The 16238-nt window shown below is 40.7% G+C and carries 15 protein-coding genes and 2 tRNA genes; 6 read left to right on the plus strand and 11 right to left on the minus strand.

The window, feature by feature from the left end; genetic code table 11:
- Positions 1-9 precede the first annotated feature (9 nt).
- The 9 genes from BUF13_RS11245 to BUF13_RS11290 form a co-directional block, all read right to left on the minus strand.
- Entirely contained in the window at positions 10-1515 is a 1506-nt protein-coding gene (locus tag BUF13_RS11245) for a S10 family peptidase (RefSeq protein ID WP_073571908.1), read from the minus strand.
- A 62-nt stretch (positions 1516-1577) separates the two neighbouring features.
- Complete coding sequence (locus BUF13_RS11250) at positions 1578-2855, minus strand: metal-dependent hydrolase family protein (RefSeq protein WP_073571909.1); 1278 nt, start codon at positions 2853-2855, stop codon at positions 1578-1580.
- Between the two features lie 50 nt (positions 2856-2905).
- Positions 2906-3313 carry a GNAT family N-acetyltransferase gene (locus BUF13_RS11255; protein WP_083586435.1) on the minus strand — a complete coding sequence of 136 codons (408 nt, stop codon included), beginning with the start codon at positions 3311-3313 and terminating at the stop codon, positions 2906-2908.
- Positions 3314-3629: 316 nt separating this feature from the next.
- The gene (locus BUF13_RS11265; protein ID WP_073571911.1) at positions 3630-4049 is read right to left on the minus strand and encodes a VOC family protein; all 420 of its coding nucleotides are present in this window, start codon (positions 4047-4049) and stop codon (positions 3630-3632) included.
- Between the two features lie 43 nt (positions 4050-4092).
- Positions 4093-4452, minus strand: coding sequence for a DUF2116 family Zn-ribbon domain-containing protein (locus tag BUF13_RS11270; protein WP_073571912.1), 360 nt, complete (start codon positions 4450-4452; stop codon positions 4093-4095).
- 62 nt (positions 4453-4514) lie between these two features.
- Entirely contained in the window at positions 4515-5123 is a 609-nt protein-coding gene (locus BUF13_RS11275; RefSeq protein WP_073571913.1) for a class I SAM-dependent methyltransferase, read from the minus strand.
- A 54-nt stretch (positions 5124-5177) separates the two neighbouring features.
- Entirely contained in the window at positions 5178-7832 is a 2655-nt protein-coding gene (locus BUF13_RS11280; protein WP_073571914.1) for a PQQ-dependent sugar dehydrogenase, read from the minus strand.
- Between the two features lie 92 nt (positions 7833-7924).
- Complete coding sequence (locus BUF13_RS11285) at positions 7925-8629, minus strand: XRE family transcriptional regulator (protein WP_073571915.1); 705 nt, start codon at positions 8627-8629, stop codon at positions 7925-7927.
- A 204-nt stretch (positions 8630-8833) separates the two neighbouring features.
- Positions 8834-9196, minus strand: coding sequence for a four helix bundle protein (locus BUF13_RS11290; protein WP_243839732.1), 363 nt, complete (start codon positions 9194-9196; stop codon positions 8834-8836).
- Positions 9197-9569: 373 nt separating this feature from the next.
- On the opposite strand from BUF13_RS11290, the gene dinB reads away from it, so the two are divergent.
- Positions 9570-10760, plus strand: a complete 1191-nt coding sequence (gene dinB, locus BUF13_RS11295; RefSeq protein WP_073571916.1) for a DNA polymerase IV — start codon at positions 9570-9572, stop codon at positions 10758-10760.
- Here dinB and BUF13_RS11300 read toward each other — a convergent pair whose 3' ends face one another.
- Positions 10761-11600, minus strand: a complete 840-nt coding sequence (locus tag BUF13_RS11300) for an alpha/beta hydrolase (RefSeq protein WP_073571917.1) — start codon at positions 11598-11600, stop codon at positions 10761-10763. It lies immediately after the preceding gene.
- Between the two features lie 428 nt (positions 11601-12028).
- Here BUF13_RS11300 and BUF13_RS11305 point away from each other — a divergent pair, with 428 nt between their 5' ends.
- The 3 genes from BUF13_RS11305 to BUF13_RS11315 all read left to right on the plus strand — a co-directional run bounded on the left by BUF13_RS11305 (position 12029) and on the right by BUF13_RS11315 (position 12908).
- Positions 12029-12472: a DoxX family protein gene (locus BUF13_RS11305; RefSeq protein WP_073571918.1), complete on the plus strand. Its 444-nt coding sequence runs from the start codon at positions 12029-12031 to the stop codon at positions 12470-12472.
- A gap of 139 nt (positions 12473-12611) precedes the next feature.
- Positions 12612-12685, plus strand: a tRNA-Pro gene (locus BUF13_RS11310).
- A gap of 141 nt (positions 12686-12826) precedes the next feature.
- Positions 12827-12908: transfer RNA gene (locus BUF13_RS11315), tRNA-Leu, on the plus strand.
- Positions 12909-12940: 32 nt separating this feature from the next.
- On the opposite strand, the gene BUF13_RS11320 is transcribed toward BUF13_RS11315, so the two are convergent.
- Positions 12941-14038, minus strand: a complete 1098-nt coding sequence (locus BUF13_RS11320) for an AI-2E family transporter (RefSeq protein ID WP_073571919.1) — start codon at positions 14036-14038, stop codon at positions 12941-12943.
- Between the two features lie 122 nt (positions 14039-14160).
- Between BUF13_RS11320 and BUF13_RS11325 the strand changes: the two genes are divergently transcribed.
- Both BUF13_RS11325 and BUF13_RS11330 read left to right on the plus strand, forming a co-directional pair.
- Positions 14161-15012, plus strand: a complete 852-nt coding sequence (locus BUF13_RS11325) for an alpha/beta hydrolase (RefSeq protein WP_073571920.1) — start codon at positions 14161-14163, stop codon at positions 15010-15012.
- An 87-nt stretch (positions 15013-15099) separates the two neighbouring features.
- Entirely contained in the window at positions 15100-16230 is a 1131-nt protein-coding gene (locus BUF13_RS11330) for a 1-acyl-sn-glycerol-3-phosphate acyltransferase (RefSeq protein WP_073571921.1), read from the plus strand.
- Positions 16231-16238: the final 8 nt, after the last annotated feature.

Below are 16238 nucleotides of genomic sequence, written 5' to 3' on the forward strand. Positions count from 1 at the left end.
CAAATAAACTTATTTTCTCAAAGTATCCTCAATAAATGCCTTTAGATCATCTCTGAATTTTTGAGCAGATGGCAAATGAGTGTACATCATGTGTCCAGCTTCATAGTATGTCATCTTGATTCTGTCAGAAGCTGACTTAGGCAGTCCCAAATGAGAAATGGAATGCTCTACCCCATAAAATACTGTTGCCAAATCATAATAGCCATTCATGATCAAGACTTTCATATTTGGATCTTTGCTCAAAGCATCAGCCATATCGGGAAGGGTCGTAATTGCCCCGGTAGTCCCCCAAAATTGATTTCCTCGGTGAGACCAATCCCATCTAAAACCATTTCTTCCTCCAGCGGAAGTAGCATAAAGAAGGTCTTTACTTACGCCAAGTGAGCCATGGAAGTAATCCAAAAATAAGCTGGTATATGCAGGCGAGATGGCATCACTCTGCGGGTCTGTGAAAGAAGACATTGACATCGGGTCCAAATTGATCCCTTTATATCTAGAATCCAATCGTCCAACAGTCATCTTCTCATCTCTCAACATTTCCTGAAAAGTCTCCCCAGCATTCAATTTCAAATCAGCACGCAACCAAATCTCTGCACTGATCCCAGAATATGATTCGAGCTTTTGGGCAATCTGATTTTTCTCAGCATCAGAAATTGTATTTCCTTTGAATAAAGCTGGTGCATATTCATTCTCAGTGAACTCTCTTACCTCCTGAACGAAAGATTCAATATCTGCTCCCTTATTGGTGATTTTATCATGATACCTTGCTGTCACCGCTACGGTAGGGAAATAAACGATGTTAGATATATCCTCATTTGGAACAAAAAACAAGGTTCTCAAATCAAAAACTGAGGACACCATCACTACTCCATTCAAAGCATAGCCTCTATTCAAAAGATAGCTCATCACACCTGCGTTTCTAAAGGTACCGTAGCTTTCTCCCAAAATGTATTTTGGAGAATTCAGACGTCCATGCTCTTTCAAAAACTGCATGATAAACAAACTGACACTTCGGATATCTTGATCTACTCCCCAAAAGTCTTTTCCTTCAGATTCGCCAATAGGAACGGATAGGCCAGTACCTATAGGGTCCATCATCACTACATCGGCCATATCCAAAATGGAATACTCATTATTCACCAATTCATAGGGCGCGCCTTGATTGTAATTGGGATCATCAACAGCAATTCTTTTCGGGCCCATGATTCCCATGTGCAACCAATAAGAAGATGAACCAGGGCCACCATTGTATGAGAAAATGATTGGCCGATTCTTCTCAGGATTTTCCTTGAAATAGGCAGTAAAGCCGAAAAGAGCGATAGGCTTATTATTCTCATCTTTCAACTCCATAGTACCGGCCTTTGCATTGAGATTGATGGTTTTCCCATCAATCGTCACAGACTGCTTAGATTCAAAAACCTGGGCTTTTGGATCCTCTTTTTTTGCTTCCGGTTTTTCCTGTGCCCAAGCAAAGCCAGACACAAAAAGGAAGACCAGTAGATATCTTACTTTCATAATTCTTGATTTAAGGTTGGTTGGTATATTTCAAAAAGAAAAGCCCTAAAAAGGGCCTTCATTTATTTTTTAAAGATTTTTCCGTCTTTCATGACAAATACCACATCTTTCATCACTGCGATATTCTCATCAGGATTTCCATCGACAGCAATGATATCTGCGATTTTTCCAGCTTCAATGGTTCCGAGCTTTTCTTCGATATCCATGAAAATAGCATTGGTATAGGTAGCTGCTTGAAGTGCTTCTAAGGCGGGCATTCCAGCCTCCACCATATAAACAAATTCTCTATAATTATCCCCGTGAGGGTAAACACCTGCATCTGTTCCAAAAGCGATTTTCACTCCATTTTTGTAGGCTTTTGCAAAAGTATCTTGAATTTGAGGTCCGATTCTTTTCGCCTTCTCTGCTACAACTGCAGGATAATAACCTGGAATTTCAGCCAATTGAGCAGCAGTCATCCCTGCAGTGATGGTAGGAACATACCAAGTCCCTTTTGACTTCATCAAGCTCATCGTCTCATCAGTCATCATGGTTCCATGCTCGATAGAGTGAACACCAGCTTTGATTGCACGCTGCATCCCTTCATCTCCATGGGCATGAGCTGCCACGTGAATCCCAAAGTCATTGGCAGTTTCAACAATCGCATCCAATTCATCTTGTTGGAATTGTGGAGCAGACCCGTCTCGAGCCACCGAAAGAACTCCACCGGTAGCAGTTACTTTGATCACATCAGAACCCAGTTTCATGGCTTGCCTTACAGCCTTCCGTGCATCATAAGGGCCATTAATTACTCCCACTTCCGGTCCCGGATCACCCATCAAATCTCTTTTTCTTCCATTGGTTGGATCAGCATGTCCACCTGTTGGAGCAATGGATTTTCCAGCCGTATAAATTCTAGGTCCAGAAACTGTACCAGCATTGATTGCATTTCTAAGGGCAATATTGACACCGGAACCACCTAGATCACGGACAGTTGTAAAACCAGACATCAAGGTTTTCTCAGCTAGAGGAAGTGCTTTGTAAGCTACATCGGCTTCATTGTCACGAAAGCCATCAATATATCTTGTTGGTGAAGTTTCTCCTTCAATGTGAACGTGCATATCCATCAATCCCGGTAGCACAGTTGAATTTTTCAGGTCGACCATTTCATCTCCGGAGCCACCATTTTGGTAGCCTGGGGAAACTGAGGTGATTTTACCACCTTCGACCACAATGGTCTGTTCTATCAAAACCTTCATCGACTTGGTATCAATTAGTCTACCCGCGTGGATGTAAGTTTTTTGGGCAAAAGCGCCCATGGCTAGCATGCATGCCAGCCCAGTGAGTACTAGTTTGTTCATACGGTTGGTTTTTGATCGTTTGGTAAGGAAATATAACCAAATACCGCATTTCAGAGAAGCTTATCTTCCGGTTTTAACTGATAAGTGTGATCATGGGGGTAAAAACCCAATTTGCGGTAAAAAGGGATAGCCCCTTCGGCTGCAAAAAGAAATAATCTAGCATCTTCAGCTGAATTTCTAGCCTCTTGAATAAGAGCCTTTCCTATCCCCTGCTTTTGGTAGACTTCATCCACCGCCAAATCCGCAATAAAACATCGATAAGAAAAATCAGACAAGGCTCTAAGCAAGCCAACCAACTTTCCTTGGACCCTAGCCGTAATGATCAAATTAGAACCGGAGATCATCCGTTGAAGCTGAGTAGGATTATCCATCGGTCTTCTTTTGGAAAGTGTGGATGACTCCAATATCGAGACAAATTCTTCCAATGAAATCTCTTTTTCTATTTGATAGGTTATCATTATTTTCAGTAAAATAAAATCTAATATGGCCGGAGGTTCAGGGTTTATAGTCGACTCAAACAAAACAGGAAAAGATAATCGCAACCTTGGAAAAATCAGACCTAGACTAAAGTCTGAAGCTCATCCAAGATCTGGAAAAAATGCACGAATCTTAGATTTGAAAGATGCGATAAAACACAGATTTCAAATCAAAAACCAATCCCGAAAACTAACATTGGCAGTCTTTTTAGGAATTTTCATAGGGATAGTGATTTTAGGTTTGTATCTATTTTTTTCGAATTAAGAATACCTAAAATCAATTAAAAAAGGACCTTTCTCAAGTTTTTGCATTCTCATCAAGGATATCTTCATACACCTCATCTACAGGTTCCCAAAGTTCGATAGCATGTCCATCTGGATCCATGATATGGACAAATTTCCCGTAATCATACACCGCTATTTCATCAAGAATCTGTACCCCCTCTTTTTTCAGCTCTTCCACTAATTCCACCAAGTTTTCCACCCGATAATTAATCATAAAATCCTTTTCAGAGGGATTAAAATAAGTGGTCTTTTCACCCATAGGTGACCATTGGGTATGTCCTTTCAGATTAGGGTCGGATGCATGTCTCCACTCAAAAGTAGTCCCGTATTTATCTGTATTCAGCCCCAAGTGCTTTTGATACCAAGACTTAGTTTCATCAGGATTTTTCACCTTGAAAAAGATTCCTCCTATGCCTGTGACTCTTTTTTCCATAAGAATATTTTTTTGGAGAAGTTAGTGAAAGCAAAGGGGATTTTCACTCTTTCACCTTGACAATTAGCATCCAACCGGCATCCAGCGGCAAATAGCCGAAATCATAACAATAGGTATAAACGCTACCCTTTTTGGTTTCATAAGAATGGGTCGAGTACTTAAATTGAAACCCTTCCTGAATCATCCTCTCCTTAGTGGTTTTGGCCATTTCTTCGCCTTCTGGGATGAGAGACTCTAAAATATTCCGGTTCCGCTTTAAGGCATGATTGATCCTTCGAATCAGATTATTGGAGTCGGCAGTTTGTTGATAATTATAGGTATTCCTACACTGATCATCACAAAATTTCTTGTCAACCCGTCCTTGGATCGGTGCTCCGCAATTCAAACAATGTCTTTGTTCCATTTTATAAAAATAAAGTCTTATTAATTTATAAAATTAGTTTAAAACAACCTCAGCTTTGAGATTTACTTTTGACCAATCATACGAATCACGGAAGATTGTCCTTGATGAAATTCACCTTCGCTTAAGAATACCTCGATTTCATCCAAAGAAATTTCCTGTAGGGATGCAAAATCTTCCATCAGTTCTTCTCTTGAAAACAACATGCTGATTTCTTTTGGACCTCCTGCTTTTGGATTTGCTGTACTAAAAGCCAAATGAGCTTTTGAAAAACATTCCAAAATCACCAATCCTCCCGGTTTCAATAATTCTAAAAGTCCAGCATGAATCAAACTTCTAATTGGCTTGGGAAAATGTGCGAAAATCAGAACTATCAGATCAAAACTCTCTTTTTCATAATTCATCTCTTCCAAAGTTCCAACCTGATAATCCAGAGACACTCCTTCCAAACCCGCCAACTTTTCAGCTTTCAACTTTCCTGATTCACTGATATCAAAGGCGAATACTTCCCATCCTAATTTGGCAGCGAAAACAGCATTTCTACCTTCTCCTTCGGCAGGAAACAAGGCTTTCCCAGGTTTTATCCTCTCTAGCTCCTCTTTCAAAAACTGATTAGGTTCTACTCCATAAGCATATTCTTTAGCCCCATATCTTTGATTCCAAAACTCTTTCATTTCACAAGGTATTTAGCACAAAAACAAAAAAGGAACCCGAAGGTTCCTTTTCAATTATCGACTCAACTGAATAGTGTCGAGATTAAATGTATTCCAAATATTCACATCCGACTCAGACCGGAGCACAAAGAAAACTTTCCTGATTCCTGATTGCTCTTTCAAAGAAACCTTCACAGGGAAATACCCTTTTTTATCCCCTTGAGAAAGTAGTTCAGTACTTCCCCAAAGTTCTCCATCTGGTGAATCCAAGCGAATTTCCAAAATACCTTTGATCCCAGCTGGATTGACCAATAGTTCCGCTGATCTGATCCCAGAAACATCCCAATTGTCAAACGCAAACCATGAATTTTTCGAAGTAAAACGAATAAAATAAACTCCGTCAATATTTGCCTTAGCTGTGTTTTCAAATTCATTGGCAGTCAAGGCTGAAACCAAACTGTTTCGAATCAATAGTTGCGAACTCCCCTTCAAAGAGGCAATTCCATTTGCTCCTTTATCTGAATAAGCTGCCTGAACCAGATAATATCCTTCTGGATTTTCAGTCTGATTGATTTCAAAGGCTCCTTTCAAAGGAAGGTTTTCATTTCCATAATCTGGGTCTTCCAAAGACAAAATAAAATCAACCATTTCTCCTACCTGATCTTGCGGCAAATGCAAATGGCCAGGCATGGCCTGTTCACCCCAAACTCCATTTCCACCATTTCTGATTTTGTTAATCAAATAAGTTCTTGAATCTGATTGACCTTTGTATTTCGAAGAGACATTGCGGAAAGTCGGTCCAACAGACTTATTCTCCACATCGTGACAGGCCTTGCAACCAGATTGAGTGATGAAGTTCTCACCAATAGAAACTTGCTCCTCTTGATGTCCAGCCTCGATCACATCGAATCCACCTGCGATATAGTCAATGCTAAATTGAATCGCATTCGAATCAATTTCCCCATCCTCTTGATCAGTGACTTTCACTTCATAATCGACAGTCTCAGGTCCAAAATAGAAGCTTTTGTTTCCATTCCAATCAATCTCAACCTGTGGTCTTTCATTTCCAACCCGAACCTCAATCGATGCAGATGCTTCTTCTCCTTCCAAGTCCTTCACAATCAAAGTTGCTTGGTAGGTTCCCGGGGTTTGATAAGTATGACTAGGATTAGGACTTGAATCTTTAGCAGAGCCATCGCCAAAGTCCCAACTGTATGTCAATTGATCTTCTGGGTCAAAATCCAGAGAACCTTCTGATGAGAAATCCACTGTTAATGGAGCTCCACCTGTGGTATGATTAGCTTTCAGCTTTGCAACAGGCTTTCTATTTCCTGCCGCAAATTCGATTTTATACAGACCAGAATTATCATTTTGTGAGCGCCAGAAGGTTCCATATTCCAAAACATACAAAGCACCATCTTTGCCAAATTGCATATCCATTGGCTTTTCAAATACCGTCGAAGGCATGAATCGTTCCATGGAATCATACTCAAAGTTTTCTGTCAAGGAAACGGTGAAAATCCAATTTCTCATCCAGTCATAGATGAACAGTTTTTCATTGTAATAGCCAGGAAAACGCACATCCGTTTTATCAAAATCCTCACGGTAATAAACCGGACCGGCCATGGCATTTCTACCACCAGAACCTAGCATTGGAAACTCCTCAGATTCATTATAGGGATAATAAATCATCGCTGGTTGTGCAGGAGGTAAGTTTTGAATCCCCGTGTTATTCGGAGAGGTATTCAAAGGAGCGGCTGGATCAAAGCGAAAAAGACTGTCCTTTTTCTCAAAATCATACTTCCAGTAGGCATAATTATTCCCTACGAAATATGGCCAACCAAAGAACCCTGGTTCCGTTGCAACATTGATCTCATCATACCCGCGAGGACCTCTGCCCACTTTATCCTGAGAACCATCAGGCCCTACTTCCCCCCAATACAAATTTCCATTATGCTGATCCAAAGAAATACGGAATGGGTTTCTATTTCCCATCACATAGATTTCAGGGCGAGTTCCTTCTGTTCCTGGAGGAAATAAATTGCCTTCCGGAATGGAATAAGTCCCATCAGCTTCCGGCTTGATTCGGATGATAGCTCCGCGAAGATCATTCGCATTACCCGATGATCTCTGCGCATCTACATTTGCAGGTCGGTCAGGACGCTCGTCAATCGGATTGAAATTTTGGGAATCAAAAGGCGTGGTATCATCACCTGTGGAAAGGTAAAGCAAGCCATTGGCATCGAATTCAATGGAGCCTCCTGTATGACAACATCCTCGGAAAACAGGGATTTCCAAGATGATTTTTTCTGAGCTTAAATCCAGATGGTTGTCTTTGAAATCGAAACGAGATAGGCGATTGACATCCGGGCTATAATTGACAGGTGCATAGTAGAAATAGACCCAATGGTTTTCATTGAAATTGGGATCGATGGCAAAGCCGTCTAATCCATCCTCATGCTCCAAGAAAACATCCAATTCACCTACCACCGAAGTCTCTCCAGTGCTCGCATCATACATTTTCAGTTTTCCGGCCCTTTCGATAAAAAGTACATTTCCATTATCGAGCACTTCCAGCTCCATGGGTTCATTTAGCTTTTCTACTAGGGAAACTTTGGTAAATCGGGACTCATCCGGCTTGATGGTTGCAAAAGGATCTACGTCCTTTTCAGTACAACTCCATCCAGCCAATCCGGTTAGAAGCATTGCTGCCCATACCGCCTTTTTCATTCTGTAGTTTTTTTAATAGGGTTGGCAAAGCCCGAAGGTAGCTAAAAAAACCACCTCAGATTTGCCGATTATGGAATTCTAGGACATTTAGCCTAGACCTGCTCACTCATCACCAATCTATAGCGCCAAACCTCTTTTACATCTTCGATATTCACTTCAAAAGGAGGATAAATCGGGTTGGCTGAGCAAAGCAATAGCTGATGATCTGCTTGAATCCGATTGTAAGCAATTTTGAATGTCACTCCATCTTGCTCGGTCACGATCACATAACGCTGACCGTCTTTGATTGCCAGCCAATCGTCTACATATTCGCAGATAATCCAGGAACCATCCGGGATCGGCAACATGGAATCGCCATCCACCTGAAAGACCCGGTGCTTTTTATCCATCGGCAAAAAAGGCAAAGCAAATCGAGGTAATTCTGAAATGAATTCCGGATCAGCAAAACCCGCCAGATAACTGGCCTTGGCCCGTTGGGAAACCACCTCAATCAATTCCCTACCCTCACTATCGACTGTGGTGGACAGGATTCTCAATTTTCTTCCTCGAAAAAACTGATCCGTCTCCAACAGCTCCCTCAATTTGTATTCAGAATAGGTAGTTAAATCCACTTTGATCAAGATATCCAGAGAAACAGAAAAATACTCAGCGATCTTCACCATCATATCCAATGGAGGAGTAATAGTCGCTTCATAGCCTGCCAACTTAGAACGACTGATTCCCAGCGCCTCCGCCAGACTTTCTTGGGTCAACTTTTTCTTTTTGCGAAGGAATTTGAGGTTGTTATTTAGGGACATATTAAAATGGAAATACGATAGAAATAAGAGATAGCCCTACGGGCAGATATTAATTAAGATAGCCTAAAGGCAGATATTACTAGCTCGGGAGCGCAGCGATCTTACCTAGGCCTAGCCACATCTTTATTATTAAAAAGATAGCCCTACGGGCAGGTAGATAAGACAACCTAAAGGCAGATACTTCAATAGCACATTCAATTTTGTTTAAATCTTCTTTTTCGCATCGTATGCTATTTTTATTTGCTTATTCAGTTTGATCTGGAGGTTTTTCGATATCGAATAAATCTCCGAGTGCTCTTCTTCTAGGATTATTTTCCTTTCAAACCCCAAATCAATCCAATGTTCTACACTTTCTGAAAGAGATGCCCTGGCGATATAGTAAAACTTAATCCTATCAAGAAAATGATATCTCGCATACCCTTCAGCAATATTAGCTCCTACAGAATCTATAGAGCTTATCATTTGATCTCCCCAATTTTTCCGAAGATGATAATCCAATCGCTGATAAATCGACCATGCTTTTGCAGATAACTGCCTAGACGACTGATAAATCTCAAGCTCCTTCAAGGGTATATATTTTGACTTTGATTCCATACCCAGCATTCATTAAATATCTTTTACTTCAACTATTTCATCTCCAGAGCTATCTTATCTTGGCGAAGCCATGTCTTTGTTTTCATAAAACAGCTCTACGGGCAGGTAGATCAAGATAGTCTAAAGGCAGACATTACTATCTCGGAAGCGCAGCGACCATATCTTGCGAAGCATATCTTAATAGAAATCTTGACAACATCACATCTAAGGAAACATACCATTACTTAAGTGCATTTCAACTGTATTTCATTTACCCCCTGACAATTCCCGGCTTCACCTTATTCAAATCTAATCATTTTGTTTAAATTATAAACATTAAAATGTTAAAATATTTAACAAAATAGAGATGGAGACGACGAGAAGTATTGCGCACATGGATCTGGATTCCTTCTTTGTGTCTGTAGAGCGGTTATTTGACAGTCGCCTGGATGGAAAACCTATCCTGATCGGAGGTTCCAGCGACCGCGGAGTGGTAGCGTCATGCAGCTATGAAGCCCGTCGTTTTGGCGTTCACTCCGCTATGCCCATGCGAGTAGCGCGACAGCTTTGCCCCGAAGCGATAATCGTCCGTGGGGATTTTGAAAAATACAGCCAAAAGTCTCATGAGGTCACCGATATCGTGCGAGAATCGGTTCCGCTTTTTGAAAAATCCTCCATCGACGAATTCTACATGGATCTGACAGGAATGGACCGTTTCTTCGGTTGCTTCAAACTAGCTCATGAGCTCCGACAACGCATCATCAAAGAAACGGGCTTACCAATCTCCCTTGGATTATCCGAAAACAAAACCGTATCCAAAGTCGCTACCGGAGAAGCCAAACCCAATAATGAAAGACAGATTCCCTTTGGCCAGGAGAAACCTTTTTTGGCTCCTCTTTCCGTGAGAAAGATCCCCATGATCGGAGAAAAAACTTCTCAGACCCTGTATAATATGGGGGTCAAAAAAGTACAGACCCTGCAGCAGATGCCCGCAGAGTTGCTCAAGGCTACCTTTGGAAAGAATGGCAATATGATCTGGGAGAAAGCCAATGGAATCGACCGCAACCCCGTTATCCCCTATTCCGAGGCCAAGTCCATTTCTTCTGAAAACACCTTCGAGCAAGATACGATCGATGTAAAAATGCTGGAAGCCACACTGACCGCCATGTGCGAACAACTGGCTTCCAAGCTTCGTCAAAAGGGACAATTGACAGCATGTGTGACAGTTAAGATCCGCTATTCGGATTTTGAAACCCATACCATGCAGCAACGGATCCCTTATACTTCGGCAGATCATACTTTGCTTCCCATTGTCAAAGAGCTTTTTCGAAAACTCTACAGTCGACGATTGTTGATCCGGCTGATCGGAGTACGCTTCAGTACCTTGGTTTACGGAAATTATCAGATCAACCTATTCGAGGACAGCCAGGAGCAAATCAATCTCTACCAGGCTCTGGATCGACTCAATGTCAAGTATGGTGACAAAACCGTCTGTCGGGCCGTCGCCATGTCAGTAGGCAGAAGAAGGTTCAATCCTTTTAATGGGATGGAGACCTAATTACACCAGCTTGTTTCCTACCCACTCCAAAATATCCTTCAAAACCTCTTCCCTATCAGAATCATTGAGCAACTCATGATAGGCACCAGGAATGATTTTAAGGGTTTTGTCTTGAGATTGGGCTTTTTCAAAAAGCAATTCTGATCCTTTCGAATTAGTCAAACGATCTGAAGTACCATGAAAAATGAGAAGTGGCTGAACAAACTCATTTGCATGACTTTGGATAAACTGCATCATCTGGTAAACCTCATATCCGGTTCGAACTGGAATAGATTTCTGAAAAATCAGAGGATCATTTTTATATTTCTCCACTTCCTCAGGAATTCTGGAAACTCCATCAATATCCAACTTCACCGCATTTAATTTGGGAGCTACAGCATTTAAAAATCCAGATAAAGCAATCAATATTTTTGGAGTCCCTTCAGCTTCTTTGATTGCCGGGGCAGAAAGAACAACACCGGCTACATCAGGCTGATATTTCAAAACATAAGCGGCTACCAAACCTCCACCCATGCTATGCCCAAACATAAAAAATGGCAAACCAGGGGTGTAATTTTTCACTTTTCCGGCAAGAGTATCAATGTCCTCCAAATACCTTTCGTAGGAATCAAAATATGCAGTGGGTTTAGGAAGTGAAGATTTCCCATGTCCTCTCCCGTCGAAAGTAAAAACCGCAACTCCCAAATCTACCAAGCCCTGAACCAAGCTTTCATATCGTCCACTATGCTCTCCTAATCCATGAACCAATAACAAAGAGGCTCTTGGAGCTTCTGGCATCCATGCTTGAAGGTAAAGTTTAACACCGTCTGGACTTTTATATTCTGTTTCTAAATGTTTCATCCGAAAAATAAAATTTGGAACTCTTGACAAGAATAAGGTAATGAGAATTGTTTGAATCCGAACAATAAAATTGTTCGATCCAAAAAAACCCGTCCAAATGCGCTCAAACGCAATTTTTGATCAATTTCGAGCCTTTTAGTTGAAACTAAAAATAGACCGATAAACAGCTATATTTTCCTGAAATCACAAAGAACTGACAGAACAGAACTTAAGACCTCGATCTCCTGTATGTCTTTATTGCAATGTCAATTGAATTCTTTACTGCTCATACGGAGAGTAAGGCTTTTCTCTTAGTTTAGTTGATCCAGACATTGCATAGGAAGCCCCGAATCGGGGCTTTCTTTTTTATTAAAAAAATATATTTATCTGAAAACCAATTGATTAAACCCTAATTTATTCGTATTTTCTAATAATAAACCCTTATAACCATGGAAACTACAAATAGACTGGAGCACTGGGCAGACACCCATCATCCGAATTGGCTGGATTTTATCAGAATTGCATTGGGAATTTTCATTATGTACAAAGGAGTCTTGTTCATTTCGAATACAAGCGCCTTACTCAATATCATGAAAAATAGTGACCTCCAATTCGTCAATTTAGCATTAGCTCATTATGTCGCTTTTGCCCATTTGGTAGGAGGTTTTTTAATCGCCTTGGGACTAAAAACCCGCTTTGCTATCCTATTCCAACTTCCGATTTTGATTGGAGCAGTTTTCTTTGTCAATATCGATCAAGGATTCCTTTCTGTATCCAACAATTTGGAATTTGAACTATCCCTTATTGTCTTGGTTTTGCTTTTGGTCTTCCTTTTCTATGGTTCTGGAAAGGTTTCCATGGATAACTGGTGGAAAAACCATCCTAATTGGTAAAATTTTTCACCTGAAAATCAACCAAATAGACTAATCCACACTTTTTGGAAAAAGAAAATTGTGGACTGAATTGATATTTAATTACATTTGCAATCCGTTAAGCAAAGGCTTGACGGATTTGTCTTTTAAGATAAAGTTTCGGGGTGTAGCGTAGCCCGGTATCGCGCCACATTTGGGATGTGGAGGTCGTAGGTTCGAATCCTGCCACCCCGACTTAAAAATTAAAGGAGGTAAAGGTTCTCCCGATCCACGATTACTATCGGGATGGGACTGCCACCCAGACTTAAAAATGAGATAAAAGATCTCATCAAAGCTTTCTAAGGAAAGTCTTTCTTAACAGAATTAAAAAATAATGCGGATGTGGCGAAATTGGTAGACGCACTAGACTTAGGATCTAGCGCCGCGAGGCATGGGGGTTCGAGTCCCTCTATCCGCACTGAAAGCTTCTCAGATTCTGAGGAGCTTTTTTTATTCCCCCTCTTCAGACTTTTTCCTGAATAGTTTTCCCCAAAACCCAATCCTGATTTTTCCTGAATTCTCTTCTTTGGGCACTTCGTCACTAAGCAGAAAACCAAAAGCTTCAAGACCTTCAATCCTTTCAAGGGTAATTTTTAAAACTCCTACCAAAGGGATAAACAGTATCATTCCAGAAACTCCCCAGAGATACCCCCCAAGCAAAATTGCCAATATTACCGCCAAAGCATTTACTTTCACTTGTGATCCCACTACCAAAGGTGTAATGATATTATTTTCCAATAATTGAATTCCCCAAAGCACCGCAAATGTCATCACAGGGTAAACCAAAGAATCTGTAGTTAAAAACACATACAAAATCGCAAAAAGCGAGGAAAGAAATACTCCTGCATAAGGGATCAAGTTCATGATTGCAATGAAAGCTGCAAAGAGTAAGAAGTACTTTAATCCAATCAAATAGAAATAGACTCCAGCTAAAATCGCAACGATCAATGTCACGCGAACCATTCCGCTCAAATAGGATTGAATGATCTTTCCCGAATCCATCACCCAAGCAAGCACCCGGTCTTTATTTTCAGAACTGAATCGAATGAGAAATGCCGCAAAAAAATCCTTGTAATACATCAACAAGAAAATATATAAGGGAATTATCCCTGCTAATGTCAAGGACTTGCCCGTTGAAAATAGTGTATTGTTTAGGCCATCTGGAGTCAAATATTTAAGGATTTGTTCACTCCTTAATGGATCAGAAAAATCCCCTCCAACCATACCGCCGACTTCTTCCAGATAATGACTCATTTTCCCCTGAAGGTTCTCCCCGATTTCAGGAATATCTTTTACCAGTCCTACCATTTGATCGAGCAGGGCATAAAAAACTCCTACCACAATTGCAGTCACTAGAAGGATACTCAAAATAATGGCAAGACTTCTTGGGATCTTTCTTTTCTCCAGCCAGACAGCGATCGGATTTAACGCAAATGCAAAAAAAACACCCCATACCAAGGGCACTAAAATGAAATCCCCCTCACGCATCACTATCGCTCCAAAAACAATAATTATTAGGTAATACGCTATCTTTTGTATCAAGGGCATATCGTCGGATTTTTGCTTTGGGAATATACAAATTCCCTCCGACCTAAATCAATTGATTCTTCTCAGGTATTGGATTCAAGATAATTTGTATTTTTCTAGTCTTAAACCCTTCAACCTAATCTATGAAAAAGCTAATTCTCTTTCTTTTACTCCTTCCAACTATTGGATTTTCTCAGGCAAAAGTTGACACAATCGAGGTATTCAGCACTGCCATGAACAAGTCTCTAAAAGCCGCTGTAACCCTTCCAACTGGCTATGAGTCCTCCAAAGAATCCTATCCAGTTCTCTACTTACTTCATGGAGGCAGTGGTGCCTTTAGTGACTGGCATCAAAAAGTTACTGAGCCAGGTCTGGTCAATCGTTTGGCAGATCAATATGACTTGATCATTGTTACTCCGGGAGTAGGACCTGCAAGTTATTATTTTAATAGTCCATTGATGGATTCGGTTAGATACGAGACCTATATGACCAAAGAATTGATTCCATTTATCGACTCGAATTATAAAACACTGGCACAAAAAGAATCACGAGCGATCACAGGGCTTTCAATGGGAGGTCATGGGTCTATTTATCTTTCTGCAAAACACCCTGAATTATTTGTAGCAGCTGGTAGCATGAGCGGTGTCATGAACATTGATACCAGAATGTGGAAAGTACCTGAGGGCTTTAGCACCCTTCGAACCAGTCAACAAAAAGAAATGCTGGGCGAGATAAATTATGATGCTCCGAACTTCAATCCATTTACAGCGGTTTCCTATACTAATCAGATGAAAGAAAATGGAATTGCGCTGATTATTGATTGTGGTGTGGATGACTTTCTGATTGCTACCAATCGCCAAATGCACCAGCTTTTGCTAGAAAATGAAACGCCGCATGATTACACCGAAAGACCCGGCGCACACACTTGGGAATACTGGACTGAGGCACTTCCTTTTCATCTTTTGTATATAGACAAGTATCTGAAACGAAACTAGATAGCAAACCTTTAAAGTTTCAAATAGCAAAACGCCTTCGATTTTTCGACTATTTTTTGCTTTTTGCAGACTTTATTTCACCCAAATATGTCAAAATTCGATCCCATAAGGCCTTACTATGATGCGGAAGCCAACCCGGCTATCATGAAAATCTTGGAAGACCCTATGCTAGAAGCAATGATGAGTTTCACCTTTCCTCAAGACAGAAATGGATTGTGGAAAGAACTAATGCGTCACACCCACTCCCTTCGAGATTTCCAGATTAATTTTATTTATCCGGGATTGATGAAGGTATTGGAAAAAAGTTCTGACGGGTTGAGTACGGGTGGATTCGAGCAATTGGAGCCTAATACTCCTTATCTATTTATCTCGAATCACCGAGACATTATTTTGGACACTTCACTACTGAATTCATGCCTTTTTGAAAATGGCTTGGTCATGACCACATCGGCCATCGGAGACAACTTAATCAAGAAGCCATTCCTACACACCCTTTCTAGACTTAGTCGCAATTTTGCTATCAAAAGAGGCGTTTCCGGCCGGGATTTGTTCGAAAGTTCCAAACTAGTCTCTGACTATATCAGCCAGTCTCTTTTGAAAGAAAACAGAAGTGTTTGGACTGCTCAGCGCGAAGGAAGAACTAAGGATGGAAATGACATCACCCAAAAAGGGGTATTGAAAATGCTGACTTTGGCAGAAGAAAGCAATGACGCTTTCTCTTACTTCGAAAAAGTCAATATCGTACCTGTTTCCATTTCTTATGAATATGACCCAACAGACATGTTGAAAATCCCTGAATTGTTGGCAAAGGCAAGGGATGAAAAATATATCAAGAGCGAAAATGAGGATTTCCTAAATCTCTTGAGGGGGATCATGGGGACCAAAAAACGAATTCACATTCAAGTAAATGGAATTCTCAATGAGGAAGTAAAGGCAATTTCTAAAAGTGAATTGAGTCAGAGCGACAAACTCAATCAACTTACCAGCCTAATCGATCACAAAATCTGGGCAGGCTATAAATTATGGCCTAGTAATTACATTGCTCACGATTTGCTTTATGGTGAAAATGAATGTGTAGAGTATTATACCAGCGCAGAAAAAGAAGCTTTTGAAAAACGAATTTTGGAAAAAGTAAATACCAATAATCCGGAAGAAGTGAAAAATTACCTGGCCATGTATGCCAATCCGGTCAATAATCAAAAAAAGACACTCATTTAATCTGAGTG

Origin of the sequence: Algoriphagus zhangzhouensis, from assembly GCF_900148515.1 — a bacterium.
Taxonomy (GTDB): domain Bacteria; phylum Bacteroidota; class Bacteroidia; order Cytophagales; family Cyclobacteriaceae; genus Algoriphagus; species Algoriphagus zhangzhouensis.

Bases quoted from the DNA above. Each gene is read 5' to 3' on its own strand.
- BUF13_RS11245 (WP_073571908.1), bottom strand. From the start codon at position 1,515: ATGAAAGTAAGATATCTACTGGTCTTCCTTTTTGTGTCTGGCTTTGCT.
- BUF13_RS11250 (WP_073571909.1), bottom strand. From the start codon at position 2,855: ATGAACAAACTAGTACTCACTGGGCTGGCATGCATGCTAGCCATGGGC.
- BUF13_RS11255 (WP_083586435.1), bottom strand. From the start codon at position 3,313: ATGATAACCTATCAAATAGAAAAAGAGATTTCATTGGAAGAATTTGTC.
- BUF13_RS11265 (WP_073571911.1), bottom strand. From the start codon at position 4,049: ATGGAAAAAAGAGTCACAGGCATAGGAGGAATCTTTTTCAAGGTGAAA.
- BUF13_RS11270 (WP_073571912.1), bottom strand. From the start codon at position 4,452: ATGGAACAAAGACATTGTTTGAATTGCGGAGCACCGATCCAAGGACGG.
- BUF13_RS11275 (WP_073571913.1), bottom strand. From the start codon at position 5,123: ATGAAAGAGTTTTGGAATCAAAGATATGGGGCTAAAGAATATGCTTAT.
- BUF13_RS11280 (WP_073571914.1), bottom strand. From the start codon at position 7,832: ATGAAAAAGGCGGTATGGGCAGCAATGCTTCTAACCGGATTGGCTGGA.
- BUF13_RS11285 (WP_073571915.1), bottom strand. From the start codon at position 8,629: ATGTCCCTAAATAACAACCTCAAATTCCTTCGCAAAAAGAAAAAGTTG.
- dinB (WP_073571916.1), top strand. From the start codon at position 9,570: ATGGAGACGACGAGAAGTATTGCGCACATGGATCTGGATTCCTTCTTT.
- BUF13_RS11300 (WP_073571917.1), bottom strand. From the start codon at position 11,600: ATGAAACATTTAGAAACAGAATATAAAAGTCCAGACGGTGTTAAACTT.
- BUF13_RS11305 (WP_073571918.1), top strand. From the start codon at position 12,029: ATGGAAACTACAAATAGACTGGAGCACTGGGCAGACACCCATCATCCG.
- BUF13_RS11320 (WP_073571919.1), bottom strand. From the start codon at position 14,038: ATGCCCTTGATACAAAAGATAGCGTATTACCTAATAATTATTGTTTTT.
- BUF13_RS11325 (WP_073571920.1), top strand. From the start codon at position 14,161: ATGAAAAAGCTAATTCTCTTTCTTTTACTCCTTCCAACTATTGGATTT.
- BUF13_RS11330 (WP_073571921.1), top strand. From the start codon at position 15,100: ATGTCAAAATTCGATCCCATAAGGCCTTACTATGATGCGGAAGCCAAC.